Source organism: Mesorhizobium sp. P2_F7, assembly GCF_056403695.1.
Map to the genome: position 1 here is coordinate 69,310 of NZ_JBFUFA010000008.1, position 18,233 is coordinate 87,542.

Consider the following 18,233-nt stretch of genomic DNA (forward strand, 5'->3'; position numbering starts at 1 on the left):
CCAGAGCTGGCGGCGCTATCAGCCGCCAGCTTCTCTTTTCTGAAATGCAGCAGGTCTCGATCGCCGTGGATATTTTCATCCAGCAAATTCTCAACGGCCTTTCCATCGCCAGCGTCATCACGCTCATCGCCATCGGCGTGACCCTGATCTTCGGCCTCACCGGCATCATCAACTTCGCCCATGGCGAGTTCCTGATGATCGGCGGCATCGTCACCTGGCTCGCCGTCAGCGCCGGCCTCGGCTTTCCCATAGCGGTGGTGCTTTCCATCGTCGCCGTCGGGCTGATGGGCTACATCCTCGAACGCGGCCTGTTCCGCTTCACGCTGGAGCGGCCGACCAACGGCTTCATCGTCTCCCTCGGCCTCATCGTCGTTCTGCAGCACGTCGTCGTGCTGTTCTGGAACCCCAACCAGAAAAGCATTCCGCGCCCGCTGACCACGGTGTGGGAAGTCGGCGGCGTGCGCATCGCGTCCGTGCGCGTCATGGTCATCCTGATCACCATCGCCGTCGTCGCGCTGAGCTTCCGCATGATCACCGCCAGCCGCTACGGCCGCGCCTTGCGCGCCAGCGTCGAGGACCGCGATACTGCGGCCCTGATGGGCATTCCGGTGCGCCGCTACATCACCGGCGTCTTCGTGCTCGGCAGCGCGCTGGCCGGCCTCGGCGGGGCGCTTTTGATCGCGCTGTTTCCCATCACCCCCTTCACCGGCGGCACCATGGTGATGAAAGGCTTTGCCGTGGCGCTCATCGGCGGGCTCGGCAACATCTACGGCGCCGTCGCCGCCGGCCTCATCCTCGGCATCGTCGAGGGCTTCAGCGCCGGCTACGGCTTCTCGCAATGGACCGACGCCTATTCCTTCGTCCTGATGATCCTGGTGCTGATCGTGCGTCCGCACGGCCTGTTCGGCGGCACCAGCGGACCCCGGATGGCGTCATGAACGACGGCGCCGCCCTCAAACCGCTGCGCTCGCTGCTGCCGGTGCTGGTCATCCTGGCGCTGATCGCGGCCGTCCCGCTGTTTTCGCCCTCGAACCGCTTCCTGTCGCTGGCCATCTCGGCCGGCATCAACGTCATCGCGCTCTACGGCCTGTCAGTGCTGTTCGGCCAGACCGGCATATTGTCGATGGGCCATGCCGCCCTTGTCGGCGTTGGCGCCTATGCGGCGGCGATACTCGCGCGCGACTTTGGCGTCGGCTTCTGGCTGGCGCTGCCCGCAGCCGCCTTGGCCAGCGCCGTCTTCGCCATGATCGTCGGCATTCCCTCATTGCGCGTCGGCGGCCATCACTTCGTCATCATGACCTTCGCCTTCGGCCAGCTGCTCGCCATCGTGCTCACCAATGGCGGCGACTACACTGGTGCCGCGACCGGCCTCGACCTGACCGATCATGTCACTTTGTTCGGCGCCGACATGACCGACCTCACCCGCTACTATCTGATGGTCGTGGCCTTCGTCACAGCAGCAGCGGTGGCGAGCTGGGCGATCATCCACTCCTCCTATGGCCGCACGCTGCGCGCCATCCGCGAGAACGAAAAACTCGCGGCCTCGCTCGGCATCAATGTCGGCCGGCACAAGATCGGTGCCTTCGTCGTCAGCGGCGTCTTTGCCGGCATTTCCGGCGTGCTGCTGGCCTATTTCCTCGGCCACATCTCGCCCTCACAATTCTCGTCGTTTCCCAGCATCTACCTCGCGCTGATGGTGATGATCGGCGGCGCCCGGTTGATCGAAGGACCGCTGGCCGGCGGCATCCTCGTCGCCTTCCTGCCGGAGGTGCTCAACCTCGACCCGGTGCAGTCGCGCATCGTTTACGGCGTCTGCCTGATCGCGGTGATCATGCTTTTGCCCGACGGCCTGATCGGCGGCATCGTGCGCGCCCTGCGCGGCCTGTTTGCCGGCAAGCCGAAACCCGAGACAGACCAGCGCGACGCCGCACCTTCGGAGGCGCACCAATGAGCCCGATCCTCGCCATCAGCGGGCTCTCGAAACAGTTCGGCGGCGTCACCGCCCTTGCCGGGGTCGACCTTGCCATCGAAGAGGGCGAGATCCTCGGCGTCGTCGGCCCCAACGGCTCCGGCAAGACCACTTTGTTCAACGTCGTCACCGGCGTCCACAAGCCGAGCGGCGGCACGGTGCTGTTCCGTGGCCGCGACATCACCGGCCTCGCGCCGCATGCCATATCGCGAGCTGGCATCGGCTACACTTTCCAGCAGGCCATGGCCTTTGCCGGGCTCGGCGTGCTGGAGAACGTCCAGATCGCCGGCGAGCACGCACGGGCAACCGGCGACACCAGCCCGTGGCCCACTCCACAAGCCCTGCTCGACTTTGTCGGCTTGAGCGCGCTGGCCGGCGAAAAAGCCGGCGTGCTGCCCTTCGGCAGCCTGCGCCTGCTCGGCCTGGCATTGGCGCTGGCCACACGGCCGTCGCTGCTATTGCTCGACGAGCCCGCCGCCGGCCTCAACGACCGTGAAACCACAGCCCTGGTCGGCCTCGTGCGCCAGCTTCCCGGCCACGGCATCACCGTCTGCGTCATCGACCACGACATGAAGCTGATGCAGATGCTGTGCCGGCGTCTTGCCGTGCTCGATTTCGGCTCCAAGATCGCCGACGGACCGACCGAAACCGTGCTGGCCGATCCCAAGGTGCTCGACGTCTATCTCGGAGGCGAGCTGTGAACCTGCTTGCCGTCTCCGAACTCGTCACCGGCTATGGCCCGACCATCGTCAATCGCGGCGTCTCGCTGACCTTGGCCGAAGGCGAGATCGTCACCATCCTCGGCCCCAATGGCGCCGGCAAGTCGACGCTGCTCAAGGCCATCGCCGGCCTGATCAAGCCACGCGCCGGCAGCATCGCCTTCGACGGCGCCGACGTCACCGGACTTGCCGCCGATGTCATGGCCCGGCGCGGCGTCGTGCTGGTGCCGGAAGGGCGAAAAATCTTCGTCGACATGACGGTGGAGGAGAACCTCCGCCTCGGCGCCTATGCCCGCCGCGACGAGGCAGCCGTCGAGGCCGATTTCGAAACCATGCTGTCCTTCTTCCCGATCCTCGCCACCAAGCGGCGCGACCGGGGCGGCTCGCTGAGCGGCGGCCAGCAGCAGATGCTGGCCATTGCGCGCGGGCTGATGACGCGGCCGCGCGTACTGTTGCTCGACGAGCCGTCGCTCGGCTTGTCGCCGCTGCTGGTCAAGGAGATCAAGGCGATCATCCTGGGCATCGGCGAGCGCTTCGGCGCCTCGGTGCTGCTGGTCGAGCAGAATGCCGGCCTGGCGCTCGCCGGGGCGTCACGCGGCTATCTCATGCAGAACGGCAGGATCGTCGTCTCCGGTCCGATCGCCGAACTGCGCGACATGTCGCTGATGCGCGAACTCTATCTCGGCGGAGTCGCCGGATGAGCAAGCCGTTAGTCGTGAACAGCCCCTTAGTCGTGAACAGCTTTGTCGCGCAAATCCTCGAAGCGGGCATAGCTCTTGGTCAGATGGCTGCGCATGGCGCGCCGCGCCGCGTTGACGTCCCTTGCCTCGATGGCCCCGAGAATGGCGCGATGTTCTCGCTGCATGCGGTCGAGATATTTTTCCCGCTCGGCCTCGGTCATCCGGTCGAGCCGCGTCCATTGTCGCGGGATCATGGCGCTGCCGAACGTGTCGAACAGCCGGGTGAAATTCGCATTCTGCGTCGCGGCCAGAATGGCGCGGTGGAAGCCAAAATCCTCTTCCGAGCCGGAACCGCCGGCACGCACCGCCGCCTCCAGCGCGTCGAGCTTCGCACTCAGTTGCGAAAGCGCCGCATCGGTCCGCCGCTCGGCGGCAAGGCCCGTCGCTTCCACCTCGATACCCATGCGCAGTTCGAGCACGCGCAGCACCTCGTCGATCGATTCGAGATCGTCGGGCAGCACGGAAAACGTCTTCGGCAGCGGATCCTTGGCGACGAAGGCGCCGAGACCCTGGCGCGTGGTGATCAGCCCACGGGCACGCAGCGCGGCAAGCGCCTCGCGCACCACGGTGCGGCTGACGCCCGTGGCAGCGACGATCTCCTGCTCGGTCGGCAGCCGCTGGCCCGGCGCAAGGTCGCCGGATTCGATCTGCGCAATCAGCGTGTTGACGAGCCCGGTCCGCAGATTGGGCGCCTGCGGTATGGCATCGAAAGTCATGGGCTCCGCCATCGGCGCGACTCCGGTTCGATTCTTGTTCAAAGGATTGCATCGACAGGTGTTCGCCGCAAGGTGACGAAAGGTCAGAGTAATTCCAGGGAAAAGTGTGCGCGGCTTTCCCGTCCGGAATTGCGTAACAACAACGAGATGAAGTGGCTCGCCGTTTCCTTGAAACGGTGAACCGCTTCAGCCCGCCGGTGCGGGTCACAGGAGGATTCTCATGAAAGAACGCATCGGCTTCATCGGCCTGGGCAGCATGGGCGCCGGCATGGCCGGCAATCTGCTCAGCAAAGGCTGGCCGCTGACGGTCCATGTGCACCGCAGCCGCGCCGCCGCCGACCGGCTGATCGCCGCCGGCGCCACGGAAGCATCAAGCCCGCGCGCGCTCGCCGCCGCCAGCGACATCGTCATCCTCTGCGTCACCGGTTCGCGCGAGGTCGAAGCGCTGGTCAAGGGCCCGGACGGGCTGGCCTCAGCAAGCAAGCCGTTGCTGATCATCGACTGCTCGACCTCCAACCCGTCATCGACGACCGCCCTTGCCGCCGACCTCGCCACGCAAGGCGTGACGCTGATCGACGCGCCGCTGGCGCGCACGCCCAAGGAAGCGGCAGAAGGCAAGCTCGACGTCATGGTCGGCGGCCCCGCCGAGGTGGTCGCCCGCGCGCGGCCGGTGCTCGAAGCCTTTGCCGCGCGCGTCGTCCACACCGGCCCGACCGGCAGCGGCCACACCATGAAGCTGCTCAACAATTTCGTCTCGATGGGCTATTCCGCGATCTATTCGGAAGCGCTGAGCCTCGGCGCCAAGGCCGGGCTGACGCCGCAGGTCTTCAACAGCGTTATATCAGGCAGCCGCATGGATTGCGGCTTCTACCAGGCCTTCTTCGACTTCGTCCTCAACCGCAACGAGAACGCCCAGCGCTTCGCCATCGCCAACGCGCTGAAAGACATGACCTACCTCGCCTCCTTCGCCCAAGCCGCCGGCATCGCCAACCCGATCGGCGCGGCGGTAAGGAATGGGTTTGCGACGGCGGTCACGACCGGCCATGGCGAGAAATTCGTGCCGGCGCTGTCGGATATTGTGGCGGGGTTGAACGGGGTGTCGCTGGTGGCGGCGGCGGAGTGAAAATGCCCGTGACGTGAGATCGCGTAGGGCGCTCCCCCTCTCCGTCCGCTGCGCGGCCACCTCTCCCCCACTTTGTGGGGGCGAGGAACCCAAGTTTTTCGAGGCCGCGACCTCTGCGACTAGCGTTCCTCGCCCCATTGTAATGGGGGAGAGGTGGCTCGGCGCAGCCGAGACGGAGAGGGGGCTGGCACTGACATATGCGATTAGGCTGCAAGTGCGCGCCTTACGCAGATCAGGCGCGCCTCCAAGCACCCACTGGCGACCACCAGCCCATCCATGTCAAACCGCAAGATCGGTCGAGCGCGACATATCAGGCGGCGCCTATCTGGTGTCGCCACGTAGGACGAGACGTTTGATGACCCCACTTGAAAACTACCATGCCCGGATGCAGCGGGTGCTGGATCATATCGACCAGCATCTGGACGACGATCTGGGCCTGGAAGCGTTGAGCGGCGTCGCGGCGTTCTCGAAATTCCATTTCCACCGGCAGTTCACGTCGACGTTCGGCGTGTCCGTGCATCGCTATGTCCAGCTCGCCCGCCTGAAGCGCGCTTCGTACCGGCTTGCCGAGAGCGACGCCCAAAGCGTCACGGACATAGCGATGGATGCCGGTTACGACGCGCCGGATGCCTTCGCCCGCGCCTTTCGGCAACGGTTCGGACAATCGCCTTCGTCGTTCCGGAAATCCCCCGACTGGGGGTCGTGGCTCATGGCCTTCGGGCCGCTCGACAAAGCAAGGACCACGCTCATGCAGATAATCTTTGAACCCGACGACGTGATGATTCGCGATGTGCCGCCGACACCGGTGGCGATCATGGAGCATCGCGGCGACCGGGCGACGCTCCAGGACACCATCCAGCGCTTCATTGCCTGGCGCAAGGCTGTCGGCCTGTCGCCCGAGACAAGCCCGACCTTCAACATCTTCCGTTCCGAAAGGGAGCCGGCGAACCCGGCCGACTACAGCATGGACATCTGTGCCGGGACCGAGCTGCCGGTAGAGGGTGGGCCGATCAAGGGCGCGCAAATGAAGGCCGGCGTCATCCCCGGCGGACGCTGCGCGGTGCTGCGCTACCCCGGCAACACCAACAATCTCGAGCCTGCGGCGCTTTACCTCTACCGTGAATGGCTTCCGGCCAGCGGCGAGGAAGCGCGCGACTTTCCGGTCTATTGCCAGCGACACTTTTCGTCGAACGGACCGGTGCGCGAAGTGGTGCTTGAGCTGTTTCTGCCGTTGAAATAGCGCGGCTGGGATGGGGCGCCACCGGGTCGTGGCAAGAAGCCGGCGGGGTTGAATGTGTTTCGCTGGTGGAGCCGCCGGCGGTGTGAAATCGCCTAGGGCGTTCCCCCTCTCCGTCTCGGCTTCGCCGAGCCACCTCTCCCCCATTTCATGGGGGCGAGGAAACGCTAATCTCTGAGGTCGCGACCCTAAAGGCTTGGGGGTTCCTCGCCCCCGCGGGAGCGGGGGAGAGGTGGCTCGGCGAAGCCGAGACGGAGAGAGGGCTGGCGCCGCCATACGTGATTGGCCCGGAGCGTGGGACAGATAAGGCGAGGCTATCCCCCAGCCCTGCTCCGCACAGCCTTCCGCAACCTCGAATGCCGCACCGGCGATGCCGCTTCCGGCACCGGCGCTGCCTCAATAGGCGCCTCACCGTCGTGCAGCCCAACGCGCAGCGCGGCGCCGGCCAGATGGTCGCGCATCGCGGCTTGCGACCCTTCGACATCGCGGTTTCGGATGGCGGCAAAGATGCGCTCGTGTTCGCCGAGCGTGATGCTGGCCATGTCGTCGGATTTCTGCTGGTTGCCGGCGGCCAGAATGCTTTCGCGCACGCGCTCGGACACGAAAACCAGGAACTGGCCCATATAGGCGTTGCGCGTCGCCTCGGCGACGGTGCGGTGGAATTCGAGATCGCTGCGCAGCCAGGCGACGCTGCCATAGGGCGCGGCGCGCATGCCGGACAACGCATCGCCCATGGCTTTCAGATCGGCGTCGCTTCGGCGTTTGGCGGCGAGCGCCGCCGCCTGCACTTCGAGGATGCCGCGCAGTTCGAACAGGTTGCGGAACGAATCGGCGCGCTGCAGCGTCTCATGGTCGATGGTCAGCACCGTCGGGTTGTTGCTTTCCGCCACAAAGGCGCCGCGCCCCTGCTGCGACCAGATGCGGCCTTCGGAGCGAAGCCTGGCGATCGCCTCGCGCACCACATTGCGGCTGACGCCGAAAGTGGTCGCCAGCGCCTGTTCGGTCGGCAGCTGGTCACCCGGCTTCAGCCGGCCTTGCGCGATCTCGCGCGAGATGGAACTCGCCACCAGAGTGGAGAGGTGTGGACCGCGATTGACCTTGTCGAGTTTCAGCGTCATCGCTCACCTATAGTCGACAGCGGCGGCCGGCGCCAGAATGCGACCGTTGCTCAGGATATGGCGCGGGTCGAACGCGTCCTTGATGCCGGCCGCCAGATCGAGTGTCACCGGATCGATGCGGTCGAGGAAGGCCTTCTGCTTGACCCGGCCGATGCCATGCTCGGCGCTGATCGAGCCGCCATAGCGGTCGACGACGGTGAAAATCGCGGCCTCCGCCTCCTCGAACAGATGCTCGACCGCGTCCGGTGCCATGCCTTCCGGAGGCACGACGTTGAGGTGGATATTGCCGTCGCCGACATGGCCGTAGGTGACGGCCAGCGCGTCGGGCCGGGCTTTCTCAATCGCCGCCAGCGCATCGCTGACGAAATCGGCAAGCCTGGAGATCGGCACCGAGACATCGGTGCGCAGATAACGGCCGCCCCTGCCCTGCCGTTCGACCATGATCTCGCGATAGAGCCACAGCCGCTCACCTTGCGCCCGCGTCGAGGCAATGATGCCGTCCTCGACAATATCCTCGACGCTGCCGAGGAAACCGAGCAGCATGCTGTTGAGGTCGATCAACCCGCCGGAGGACACCTCGATCAGCACATAGACCGGATAGGGTTTTCCGAGCGGATCGGCGAAATCCTGACCCTCGCGCATGGTGATCTCGATGCCGACGCGCAGGATCAGTTCGAAGGCGGTGAGCAGGTCGCTGCAGTCGCGCCGGGCGCGGGCATAGAGCGCCATCGCATCCTCGACGGAGCGCAGGCCGACAAGTGCTGTTTCGATCTGCGTCGGCTTGGGAAACAGTTTCAGCGCCGCCGCGGTGACGATGCCGAGCGTCCCTTCCGAGCCGATGAAGATCTGCTTCAAATCATAGCCGCGATTGTCCTTGCGCAGAACTTTCAGCCCGTTCCAGATCCTTCCGTCGGCCAGCACCACTTCGAGGCCGAGCACCAAATCACGCGTCATGCCGTAGCGCAGCACGTTGAAGCCGCCCGCATTGGTGGCGACATTGCCGCCGATGCGGCAGCTGCCTTGCGCACCAAAGGTGATCGGCAACAGGCAATCGCTCGCTTCCGCCGCGCGCTTGGCATCTTCCAGAATGCAGCCGGCCTCGACCACCATGGCGAAGTCGATCGGGCTGATCGAGCGTATACTGTTCATGCGCTCCAGCGAGATGACGACCTCGCCGCCATCGGCGGCCACCGCAGCACCCACCAGACCGGTCAACCCGCCCTGCGGCACGACCGGAATGCGCTCGGCATGGCAAAAGCGCATCACCGCCGACATCTCTTCCACGGAGGATGGCCGCGCCACCGCCAGCGGCCTTCCGTAGTGATCGCCCGACCAGTCGCGGCTGTAGCGCGCCAGATCCGCTGCCTCGGTCAGCAGCCCGCCATCCGGTAGTAAGCCGGCCAGGGCTGCGATCTGCGATGCGGAGGTGGGCGGCACGGCATTCATGAATGGACTCTGCACCCCAGGGGAAAACGACTGGACAAATACAACTGTTGTCGTGTTATCATACAACCCTGATTGAGAACATCAAGCGAAGCCATATCCCCGCCAACCGTTTGATGTGGACGGTCAGAACTGCAAATCACAGAATTCGGAGGACTTACCCAATGAGCGACGCCCCGGGCTTTCGCTATATGCACACCATGATCAGGGTGCTCGACCTCGACAAGTCGATCGCCTTCTACACCGAGGTGCTCGGCATGACCTTGCTGCGCCGCGACGACTATCCCGGCGGCAAGTTCACCAACGCCTTTGTCGGCTACGGCCCCGAGGACAAGGAAGCCGTCGTCGAGCTGACGCTGAACTGGGGCCGCGAGGAACCCTATGAGATCGGCACCGGCTTCGGCCATCTGGCGCTCGGCGTCAACGACATCTACGCCGTCTGCGCCGAACTGGAGAAGCGCGGCGCCAAGATTCCGCGCAAGCCGGGTCCGATGCAGCATGGCACCACCCACATCGCCTTCGTCGAAGACCCCGATGGCTACAAGATCGAGCTGATCGGCCTCGACACGATGTGATCTGATCAGGGCGGACCGCATCGGCCTCGCGCCGATGCGGTCCCGTCCTGTCCGCGCTTGCTTGGGAGGCGGGATCACTTGATGACCGCGATCTTGCTGCGGTCGATGGTGATGGCGACGGCGGCAATCAGCACCGCGCCGAACACCATGTTTTCCAGGAAAATGTTGACACCGACAAAGGTCATGCCGATGCGCACGATCGAGATGATCAGCGCACCGACCGCCGTGCGCGCAACGCCGCCCAGCCCGCCGGTAATCGCCGTGCCGCCGACGATGACGGCGGCGATGGCCGGCAAAAGCAACTGGTTGGCCAGCACGGGTGAACCGCTCGACAGGCGTGCCGCCAGCACGACGCCGGCGATGGCCGCGAGCATGCCGGACGCGGCAAAGGCGATGATCTTGGTGCGGTCGACATTGATGCCCGCCGCCCAGGCCGCCGGCTCACCGGCGCCGACCGCGATCGCCTGGCGGCCAAAGCGCGTGTAGCGCAGCGCCAGAAAGGCGGCGATGCCGATGACCGCCGAAATCAGCACCACCACCGGAATGCCAACGACGGTGGCATTGATCCATGCGGTGTTTTCTCGGCCACCCTCCTCGATGGTGATGGCGCGGCCGTTGGAGACCCAGAGCGCGAGACCCGTGACCACGCCGCCGGTGGCAAGCGTCGCCACGAAGGATGGCACGCGCAGCTTGACGTGAACGACGCCGCTGAGGATGCCGAAGGCAAGGCCGGACAGGATCGCCACCGGAAAAGCGGCAAGGCCGAGCGACGGCAGCAATTGCGCCAGGATGACACTGGCCAGCGACGCCACGGCCTGGATCGACAAATCGATGCCGCCGAGCAGGATGGCGAAGGTGACGCCCGTCGCCAGGATGAACAGCACGGCGGTGTTGGCAAACAGCAGCGCCACGGTCTCGCCGGTGAGGAAACCGGGTGCGGCGATCTCGATGATCAACAGCAGGCCTACCAGCAGCACCAGCGGAATGGCGCCTTGCGTCCACTTGCCTTCGAACACCCGCTTGATGGAGAACGGTTCATTCATCGGCTCACACCATCGCTCGTAGCAGATCGACCTGGTTCGGCTTGTTCCCCGGGCTGGCATCGAAGCGCGCGGTGATCTCGCCGTCACGCATCACCAGCACCTGGTGCGACAGGCCGATCGTTTCCTCCAGCGTGTCGGAAATCAGCAGGATCGCCACGCCTTGCGCCGAGAGATCGCGCACCAGTTCGTAGACCTCCTCCTTGGCGCCGACATCGAGGCCGCGTGTCGGATGGTCGAGCACCAGGATGCGCGAGCCCGCCGTCATCCAGCGCGCCAGCACCACCTTTTGCTGGTTGCCGCCGCTGAGCTTGCGACAGGCGGCGTCGGGACCGGGCGCCTTGATGCGCAGCCGCTTGATCCAGTCGGCGGCAAGCCGCCGCTCCTTGCCATAGTCGATGGCGCCATGGCGCATGACACTGGAGAGGTCGGCGAGCGAAATGTTTTCGGCGATCGACAGGAACATCACCAGGCCCTCGAGCCGGCGCTCGCGCGGCACATAGCCGATGCCTTTGCGCACCGCCGGTTCCGGCGAGCTGAAGCGCACCGTGTCACCGGCGATTTTCATCTCTCCGGCATCATGCTGCACGAAGCCGCCAATGGTGCGCGTCACCTCCTCGCGGCCGGAGCCGACGACGCCGGCAATGCCGACGATCTCGCCGGCGCGGATCGAGAGATCGACGCCATGATAGAAGCCGTTGGCGCCAAGGCCCCTGGCCTCGACCATGACCGTGTCGCGCGGCGCCAGCTGGCGGGCCTCGCGGTAATACTCCGCCTGCAGGCCGCGGCCGACCATGATCTCGTGCAGCTCCGGCGCGGTGACCTCGGCGGCACGATGTTCGGCGACGACGGCGCCGTCCTTCATCGTGTAGACGCGATCGGAGATGTTGAGCACCTCGTCGAGGCGGTGCGAGACGAAGACAAAACTGGCGCGGGATTTGAGCGAGCGCACGCGCGCAAACAGCACCGCGATGTCGGCGGCGTTGAGCACCGAGGTCGGCTCGTCCAGCAGGATAAGCAACTGCCGTTCGACCACTTCCTCCAGGGTCAGCGCCTTGGCGAGCTCCACCATTTGACGTGCGGCGAAAGTGAGTTCGGAGGTGCGGGCGGTGACGTCGATGTCGATGCCGATCTTGGCCAGCTGCCGCCGCGCCGCCGCGTTCATGGCGCGCCAATTGACGAGGCCGAAGCGGGTGAAGCGGTCTTCCTCGCCGAGATAGATGTTTTCGGCCACCGTCAGATTGAGCACCAGCGACTGTTCCTGGAACACCATGCCGATGCCGTGACGCGCGGCGTCGCGGGCATTGCGCATCCGCAGCTGCTCGCCGTCCAGCGTAAGCGAGCCGCCATCCGGACGGTAGCCGCCGGCCAGCACCCGCATCAGTGTTGACTTGCCGGCGCCGTTCTCGCCGATCAGCCCGACCACTTCGTTGGGCCGCACCTCGATGGAGACGTCACGCAAGGCGTGGACGCCGGGAAAATTCTTGATGATGTTGGAGGCCTGCAGCATGGCGCTCACTTGACGATCCTGAGACGGACGCGGTCGAGCGACAGCGCTACCGCGGCGATGATCATCAGGCCCTGCACCGTCTGCTGGATGTAGGGCGAGATGCCGAGCAGGATCATGCCATTGGCAAGCACGGTGACGATCAAAACGCCGATCAGCGTGTTGACGACGCCGCCCTCGCCGCCGGTCAGCGCCGTGCCGCCGACGACCACGGCGGTGACGGCGGCAAACAGCCTGCCGTCGCCGATGACGGCATGCGACTGGCCGAGCTGCGCTGCCGCCAGCACACCGGCGATGCCGAAGAAGAAACCGGCCAGCGCAAAGGCGGTGACGCGCACGCGCACCACGTTCACGCCGGAGAGCTTGGCGACATCTTCGTCGCCGCCGATCGCCAGAATATGGCGGCCGAGCTTGGTGTGGTACTGGATGACGGCGGCAAGCAGGAAGGCCCCGAACGCGACCCACACCGCCACCGGCAGGCCGAGGAAACGGTGCAGTGCCAGGTCGCGGATCGAGGCATCGTTGAGCTTGATGGCCGAGCCGCCCAGCATATAGACCGACAGGCCAAGGCCGATGAACCACAGGCCGAGCGTCGCCATGAAGGACGGGATGCGCAGCATGGTCTGGACAAGACCGCTGACCAATCCCATGGCGGTACCGGCAACGATGGCGGCGAGCACCGCCCACCAGCCATAGTCGTTGCCATTGCCGTCATTGGCCGCGAGCAGCACCACCACCATGGCCGATACCGACAGCGTGCCTTCGACCGACAGGTCGATGCTGCCCATCAGGATGATGAAGGTCAGCCCCATGGCCAGCGTCAGCGGCACGGCGGCGGAGTTGGCAAGCCGCACCAGATTGCGGACCTCGATGAAATTGGGATTGGCAATCGCGATCAGCACGCACAGCACAATCAGCACCGCCAACGGCGCCAGGCTGCGCCAGCGCCTGCCGCCAAACAGTGTGGCGATGCGACCGGGGATCAAACTCATGGAAGTCGTCCGCTCGATGTCCGAAACGGACTTCAGGGGTTCTGTATGGATTGTCAAGAAACGCTTCCCGTCTGCTGGTGACAGCCGTCGCGACAAGGGGATCGCGACGGCTGCGGGAGGAAGCGGGCCGCCAGGGAGCAGCAGCCCGCTCCGATGGATCAGGTGCGGATGGCTCCGGTCACCCGGCCCCAGAGATCGTTCCAGTCGATCTCGGGCTTCGCGTCGACATTGGTCTTGTAATATTCCTCGACATTGTCGTGCGAGATCAGCACCGCCTTGCCGTAGAATTCGCGGTGTTCCGGCGGCTCCTTGGTCGGGTCGAACTTGCCGATCTTGGCGTTGTAGCCGATGGCCAGACCCATGCCGCCCTGCCAGAACGGGTCGGACGTGACGGTACAGGCGAACTCGCCGGTGCGCACCGCATCAACCGCCGTCTTGATGCCGTCGACGCCGACGATCGGCACCTTGCCGGCGAGGTTTTCGGCACGCAGCGCTTCCAGCGCGCCGGAGCCCATATCGTCATTGGCGGCCCAGATGCCCTTGATGTCGTCGCCGAAGCGGGTGAGCAGATTGCCCATCAGGTCGAAGGCCTCGGTCGATTTCCAGTTGGCGACCTGGAAGTCGAGCAGCTTGATGTCGGGGTTGGCGGCAAGGGCGGCATCAAGACCCTTCTTGCGTTCGATCGCCGCCGTGGTCGAGATCAGGCCGCCGAGCGCGACGATGCCGCCTTTGCCGCCGATGGTCTTGAACAGGATTTCGGCGATGGTCTTGCCGCTGTCGATGCCGTCGAACTCGATATGCGAGACATAGTTCGGATTAAAATCCTTCGGATGCAGGTCCGCCGGCTTGTTCCACTGCGTCACCACATAGGCGCCGGCCTTGGCGCAGGCCTCGACGATCGGGCGGGCATCCGGCGTATCGTTCGGATCGGAGTTCAGCACCATGTTGCCGCCGGTCTTGGCCAGCATCGCCTTGATGTCGGCAATGCCCTTCTCACTGTTGCCTTCCGACACCAGCGTGACGTGTTCGAGCCCAGCCCATTTGGCATAGGCCTCGGCACCCGTCTTCCACACCGCGTGATATGGGTTGGACAAAGAGCGGATCGACGTAACCAGTGTCGGCTTGTCCTGCGCCCGCAGCACGCTCGGCATGGCGAGCGCCGCCACGCCGGCGGTGGCGCCCAGCATCAGCGTGCGCCGGTTGACGGTAAAATTCTTCGTGTCCTTCATGTCGCGAAATCCTCCCGATTGAATTCTGTTCCGCCCGGCGCCTTGCGCGGAGCGCGCGGCCGGGACTTCCACGTGACGGATTATCAAGCTCCTCTACTTGTACGACAACCCTTCAACACGATAACCATACCCTTTCTCTTGACGCGGCACAAGCGACTTGAGATCGTCGCGCGCAAGAGAAGGGGGCACTGATTTTGCCCCGGCAAAGGGAGTGAGAATGCCGGATTACATCATCGTCGGCGGCGGTTCGGCCGGCTGCATTCTGGCCGCCAGGCTGAGCGAGGATCGCGACGTCTCCGTCATCCTGCTCGAGGCCGGCCCGCCCGACACCGATCGCTACATCCATATGCCCGTCGGCTTCTTCAAGATGACGTCCGGGCCGCTGATCTGGGGTTATGACACCGCACCCGGCAAGGCGATCGACGGCCGCACCATGGTCTATCCGCAGGCGCGCGTGCTCGGCGGCGGCTCCTCGATCAACGCGCAGGTGTTCACCCGCGGCTGCCCGCAGGATTATGACGGCTGGGCGGCAGACAATGGCTGCGCCGGGTGGAGCTATGCCGACGTGCTGCCCTACTTCGTCCGCTCCGAAGGCAACGACACGTTTGCCGATGCGCAGCACGGCATCGACGGCCCGCTCGGCGTCTCCAGCGGCGCGCCGCATCCGCTGACGCGGGTCTTCGTCAAGGCGGCGCAGCAGGCCGGCCTTCCCTTCCGCGCCGACTTCAATGCCGGCGAACAGGCAGGCGCCGGATTCTATCAGACGACGACACGGCAGGGAAAACGCTCGAGCACGGCGGTCGCCTATCTCAAGCCGGCACTCGGCCGCAAGAACTTGACGCTGCGCACCGATGCCACCGTGAGCCGCATCGTGGTGGAGAACGGCCGCGCCATCGGCGTCGAGATCATCACCAATGGCCGCACCGAATTGCTGCGGGCCGAGCGCGAGGTGATCGTCACCGCGGGCGCCATCGGCTCGCCGAAACTTCTGATGCTGTCCGGCATCGGCCCGGCCGCGCATCTGGGTCAGCACGGCATCAAGGTGATCCACGATGCGAAAGGCGTCGGCCAGAATTTGCACGATCACATGGATGTCGACGTCGTCGCCGAGCTCAACGGACCGCATGGCATCGACCGCTACAAGAAAAAGCGCTGGCAGGCCGTCGCAGGTCTCGAATATGCGCTGTTCGGCAAGGGACCGGTGGCGTCCAACATCGTCGAGGCCGGCGGCTTCTGGTGGGGCGACCGGGCGGAGAAGACGCCTGACATCCAGTTCCATTTCCTGCCCGGCGCCGGCGTCGAGGAAGGCATCGGCTCGGTTCCCGGCGGCAATGGTTGCACGCTGAATTCCTACCATGTGCGGCCGCGCTCACGCGGCAGCGTCACGCTCAGATCGGCGGATTTGCGCGATGCCCCTGTTATCGACCCTAATCCCTTCGCCGAGCGCTACGATCTCGAGCGCGCCATCGACGGCATCGAGATCAGCCGGGAAATCCTGTCACAGCCGGCTTTTTCGAAATACATCAGCCGCGAGCATCTGCCGGGCGCGGCGATGCAGGGGCGCACGGCGCTCGAAGCCTTCGCCCGCGAGCACGGCCGCAGCGCCTACCATCCGGTCGGCACCTGCCGCATGGGCGGCGACGCCGACAGCGTCGTCGATCCCGAGCTTCGCGTGCGCGGGCTACAGGGCCTGCGCGTCTGCGACAGTTCGGTGATGCCGAGCATCGTGTCGTCGAACACCAACGCGGCGGTGGTGATGATTGCCGAAAAGGCGGCGGATCTGATTGCGGGGAGGAAGGCACCTGCGGCGCAGGCAGGATAGTCGCATACGGCAGCGCTGCCCCGCACGGCAGCTTGGCGCATGCTTTGTCTAATGCTGCGCTGGTCGACCCCCACTCCGTCTCGGCTTCGCCGAGACACCTCTCCCCCGATCGACGGGGTAGAGGAAAGGCGCCAAGCTTTTTGCTGTCACACTCGTCCAGCAAAGCTCCCTTCCTTTCCCTCCGGAGGGGGGAAAGGTGGCGCTGCGAAGCAGCGACGGATTGGGGGAACCACGTGGCAATCAAGCCGCGGGCTGACCAGTCACGCCAGCCACAGAAGATGCAAACTCACTCCTCCGGAAACATCTCGCGCGGCGGAAAACCATCGCGGCTGTAATCCACCACGATGAACTTGCCGCCCTGGTAGCGCTCGACCACCGGATTGTCGGTCACCTTGCCGCGCACGCGTTCGGCCTGGCTGTCCGAACTGTCCTGCGGCGCCCAGCCGAGTTTCTCGCGGGCATCCTTTCGCCAGAAGCCGCGACTGTTGTTGGACTGCCCCCAGATGACCGAACAATCGACACGCTCGGCCTGAGCGCAACGCTCCATCAGCCTGACGAAATCGTCATGCGATATCCAGGTCGACAGGATGCGTTCGTCCGGCACTTCCGGCAGCACCGAGCCGATGCGGATCAGCACGCTTTCGACCGCATGCTTGTCGAAATAGAGCCGCGCCAGCATCTCGCCATAGGCCTTCGACAGGCCGTAATAGCCATCCGGCCTGAGCAAACAATCCTGGTCGAGAATCTCGGTGCGCTCGTAAAGGCCGACCGCATGCACCGAAGACGGGAACACCACCCGCGCCTTCTCCCGGCGCGCCGCCTCGTAAATGTGGAAGGCGCCGCGGAAATTGGGACCGAGCACGGTCTCGAAGGATTGCTCGGTGGAGATGCCGCCGAAATGCAGGATCAGGCCGCAGCCATCAGCCAGATCGTTCACCGCCTGCTGGTCCTCGATATCGGCGATGGTGAAGCTCGCATTCTGCGGCAGCGGGAAAGGCAGCGGCACGAGATCGCTGAGCCGCAAGGTCCAGCCCAGCGCCGCGAGCCTTGCTGACAACAGCCGTCCGATCGTGCCGGAGGCCCCGGTCAACAGCACCGGCTTTTCGGGGATCGTCACGCCCTGTCCCCTCGCTGATAGCGCGGATATGTTCGCGCGGATGCGACAAGGCGAATGAAGATTGCGCGCGGCGGGCGTGGCGAAAATCTTATCATATCACCAGATAAATAATGGGTTGCCACGAACGGCGGTTCGTTTATTGCTTGGGGACGATGAAACGTTCCTTTGGCCTTCCCCCGCAGATCAGCCGCACGGCGCAGGTCGCCGACTGGTTTGCGCGCGAAATACGGGCCGGACATTTGACCAGCGGCGAGAAATTGCCGACCGAGCAGGAGCTGATCGCGCAATTCGGCGTCAGCCGCACGGTGATCCGCGAGGCCATGGCGTCGCTGCGCTCCGAAGGGCTGGTGACAAGCCGCCAGGGATCCGGCGTGTTCGTCGCCGACCATGCGGCCAACACCACATTCCGCATCATTTCCGACGAGCTGCATTCGCTGACCGAAGTGCAGAACGTGCTGCAGCTGCGGCTTGCGGTGGAACAGGAAGCTGCTGGCCTTGCCGCCGAAAAGCGCAGCGACGACGACCTTGCCCGCATGCGCGACTGCCTCGACGCCATCGACGCCTCGATCGCCGCAGGTGACAGCGCCATCGAACCCGACTTCGCCTTTCATCGGGCGATCGCGTCTGCCACCGGCAATCCCTATTTCGAACGCTTCATGCACTTTCTTGGACCCGTCCTCATTCCGCGCCAGCTGATGCGCCCGCGGGACGAGACGCCCGAGCAGCGGCGGCATTATCTGGAGCAGGTCCAGATGGAGCATCGCCGCATCTATCAGGCGATCGAGCGGCAGAATGTCGAAGCCGCCCGCTTCACCTTGCGCGAGCATCTGGAAGCCGGGCGCGAGCGCTATCGCCGCATGGTCGACGGCTAGGCCTGACACGCCGT

General features: G+C 65.1%; 17 protein-coding genes. 9 read left to right on the forward strand and 8 right to left on the reverse strand.

Going from position 1 to position 18,233, the window contains the following annotated elements; all coding sequences use genetic code 11:
• Positions 1–65 precede the first annotated feature (65 nt).
• The 4 genes from AC1DZ8_RS23650 to AC1DZ8_RS23665 are packed head-to-tail and all read left to right on the forward strand — an operon-like array spanning position 66 to position 3,389.
• A complete protein-coding gene (locus AC1DZ8_RS23650; protein ID WP_477309682.1) occupies positions 66–938 on the forward strand; it encodes a branched-chain amino acid ABC transporter permease in 873 nt (290 codons plus the stop codon).
• Entirely contained in the window at positions 935–1,951 is a 1,017-nt protein-coding gene (locus AC1DZ8_RS23655; RefSeq protein WP_477309681.1) for a branched-chain amino acid ABC transporter permease, read from the forward strand. The genes AC1DZ8_RS23650 and AC1DZ8_RS23655 overlap by 4 nt, the downstream gene beginning before the upstream one ends.
• The gene (locus tag AC1DZ8_RS23660) at positions 1,948–2,670 is read left to right on the forward strand and encodes an ABC transporter ATP-binding protein (protein ID WP_477309680.1); all 723 of its coding nucleotides are present in this window, start codon (positions 1,948–1,950) and stop codon (positions 2,668–2,670) included. Before AC1DZ8_RS23655 ends, AC1DZ8_RS23660 begins: the two co-directional genes overlap by 4 nt.
• Complete coding sequence (locus tag AC1DZ8_RS23665; RefSeq protein ID WP_477309679.1) at positions 2,667–3,389, forward strand: ABC transporter ATP-binding protein; 723 nt, start codon at positions 2,667–2,669, stop codon at positions 3,387–3,389. The genes AC1DZ8_RS23660 and AC1DZ8_RS23665 overlap by 4 nt, the downstream gene beginning before the upstream one ends.
• Positions 3,390–3,415: 26 nt before the next feature.
• Here the strand turns inward: AC1DZ8_RS23665 and AC1DZ8_RS23670 are convergent, their stop codons facing one another.
• Complete coding sequence (locus AC1DZ8_RS23670; RefSeq protein WP_477309678.1) at positions 3,416–4,156, reverse strand: FadR/GntR family transcriptional regulator; 741 nt, start codon at positions 4,154–4,156, stop codon at positions 3,416–3,418.
• 208 nt (positions 4,157–4,364) lie between these two features.
• Here AC1DZ8_RS23670 and AC1DZ8_RS23675 point away from each other — a divergent pair, with 208 nt between their 5' ends.
• Positions 4,365–5,267, forward strand: a complete 903-nt coding sequence (locus AC1DZ8_RS23675; protein ID WP_477309677.1) for an NAD(P)-dependent oxidoreductase — start codon at positions 4,365–4,367, stop codon at positions 5,265–5,267.
• A gap of 355 nt (positions 5,268–5,622) precedes the next feature.
• Positions 5,623–6,507 carry an AraC family transcriptional regulator gene (locus AC1DZ8_RS23680; RefSeq protein ID WP_477309676.1) on the forward strand — a complete coding sequence of 295 codons (885 nt, stop codon included), beginning with the start codon at positions 5,623–5,625 and terminating at the stop codon, positions 6,505–6,507.
• A 311-nt stretch (positions 6,508–6,818) separates the two neighbouring features.
• On the opposite strand, the gene AC1DZ8_RS23685 is transcribed toward AC1DZ8_RS23680, so the two are convergent.
• Complete coding sequence (locus tag AC1DZ8_RS23685; protein WP_477309675.1) at positions 6,819–7,622, reverse strand: FadR/GntR family transcriptional regulator; 804 nt, start codon at positions 7,620–7,622, stop codon at positions 6,819–6,821.
• A 3-nt stretch (positions 7,623–7,625) separates the two neighbouring features.
• The gene (locus AC1DZ8_RS23690) at positions 7,626–9,068 is read right to left on the reverse strand and encodes an FAD-binding oxidoreductase (protein ID WP_477309674.1); all 1,443 of its coding nucleotides are present in this window, start codon (positions 9,066–9,068) and stop codon (positions 7,626–7,628) included.
• A gap of 161 nt (positions 9,069–9,229) precedes the next feature.
• On the opposite strand from AC1DZ8_RS23690, the gene gloA reads away from it, so the two are divergent.
• The gene (gene gloA / locus AC1DZ8_RS23695; protein ID WP_019856614.1) at positions 9,230–9,640 is read left to right on the forward strand and encodes a lactoylglutathione lyase; all 411 of its coding nucleotides are present in this window, start codon (positions 9,230–9,232) and stop codon (positions 9,638–9,640) included.
• A gap of 74 nt (positions 9,641–9,714) precedes the next feature.
• On the opposite strand, the gene AC1DZ8_RS23700 is transcribed toward gloA, so the two are convergent.
• The 4 genes from AC1DZ8_RS23700 to AC1DZ8_RS23715 all read right to left on the reverse strand — a co-directional run bounded on the left by AC1DZ8_RS23700 (position 9,715) and on the right by AC1DZ8_RS23715 (position 14,408).
• Positions 9,715–10,683, reverse strand: a complete 969-nt coding sequence (locus AC1DZ8_RS23700) for an ABC transporter permease (RefSeq protein ID WP_477289002.1) — start codon at positions 10,681–10,683, stop codon at positions 9,715–9,717.
• Positions 10,684–10,687: 4 nt separating this feature from the next.
• The gene (locus AC1DZ8_RS23705) at positions 10,688–12,190 is read right to left on the reverse strand and encodes a sugar ABC transporter ATP-binding protein (protein WP_477309711.1); all 1,503 of its coding nucleotides are present in this window, start codon (positions 12,188–12,190) and stop codon (positions 10,688–10,690) included.
• Between the two features lie 5 nt (positions 12,191–12,195).
• Positions 12,196–13,179 carry an ABC transporter permease gene (locus tag AC1DZ8_RS23710; RefSeq protein ID WP_477309673.1) on the reverse strand — a complete coding sequence of 328 codons (984 nt, stop codon included), beginning with the start codon at positions 13,177–13,179 and terminating at the stop codon, positions 12,196–12,198.
• Positions 13,180–13,337: 158 nt separating this feature from the next.
• Entirely contained in the window at positions 13,338–14,408 is a 1,071-nt protein-coding gene (locus AC1DZ8_RS23715) for a sugar ABC transporter substrate-binding protein (protein ID WP_477289006.1), read from the reverse strand.
• A 217-nt stretch (positions 14,409–14,625) separates the two neighbouring features.
• Here AC1DZ8_RS23715 and AC1DZ8_RS23720 point away from each other — a divergent pair, with 217 nt between their 5' ends.
• Positions 14,626–16,230: a GMC family oxidoreductase gene (locus AC1DZ8_RS23720; RefSeq protein WP_477309672.1), complete on the forward strand. Its 1,605-nt coding sequence runs from the start codon at positions 14,626–14,628 to the stop codon at positions 16,228–16,230.
• 286 nt (positions 16,231–16,516) lie between these two features.
• Here AC1DZ8_RS23720 and AC1DZ8_RS23725 read toward each other — a convergent pair whose 3' ends face one another.
• On the reverse strand, positions 16,517–17,347 hold the full coding sequence (locus tag AC1DZ8_RS23725) for an NAD-dependent epimerase/dehydratase family protein (protein ID WP_477305374.1): 831 nt from the start codon (positions 17,345–17,347) through the stop codon (positions 16,517–16,519).
• 152 nt (positions 17,348–17,499) lie between these two features.
• Here AC1DZ8_RS23725 and AC1DZ8_RS23730 point away from each other — a divergent pair, with 152 nt between their 5' ends.
• Complete coding sequence (locus tag AC1DZ8_RS23730; RefSeq protein WP_477305372.1) at positions 17,500–18,219, forward strand: FadR/GntR family transcriptional regulator; 720 nt, start codon at positions 17,500–17,502, stop codon at positions 18,217–18,219.
• The last annotated feature ends 14 nt before the right edge of the window (positions 18,220–18,233 follow it).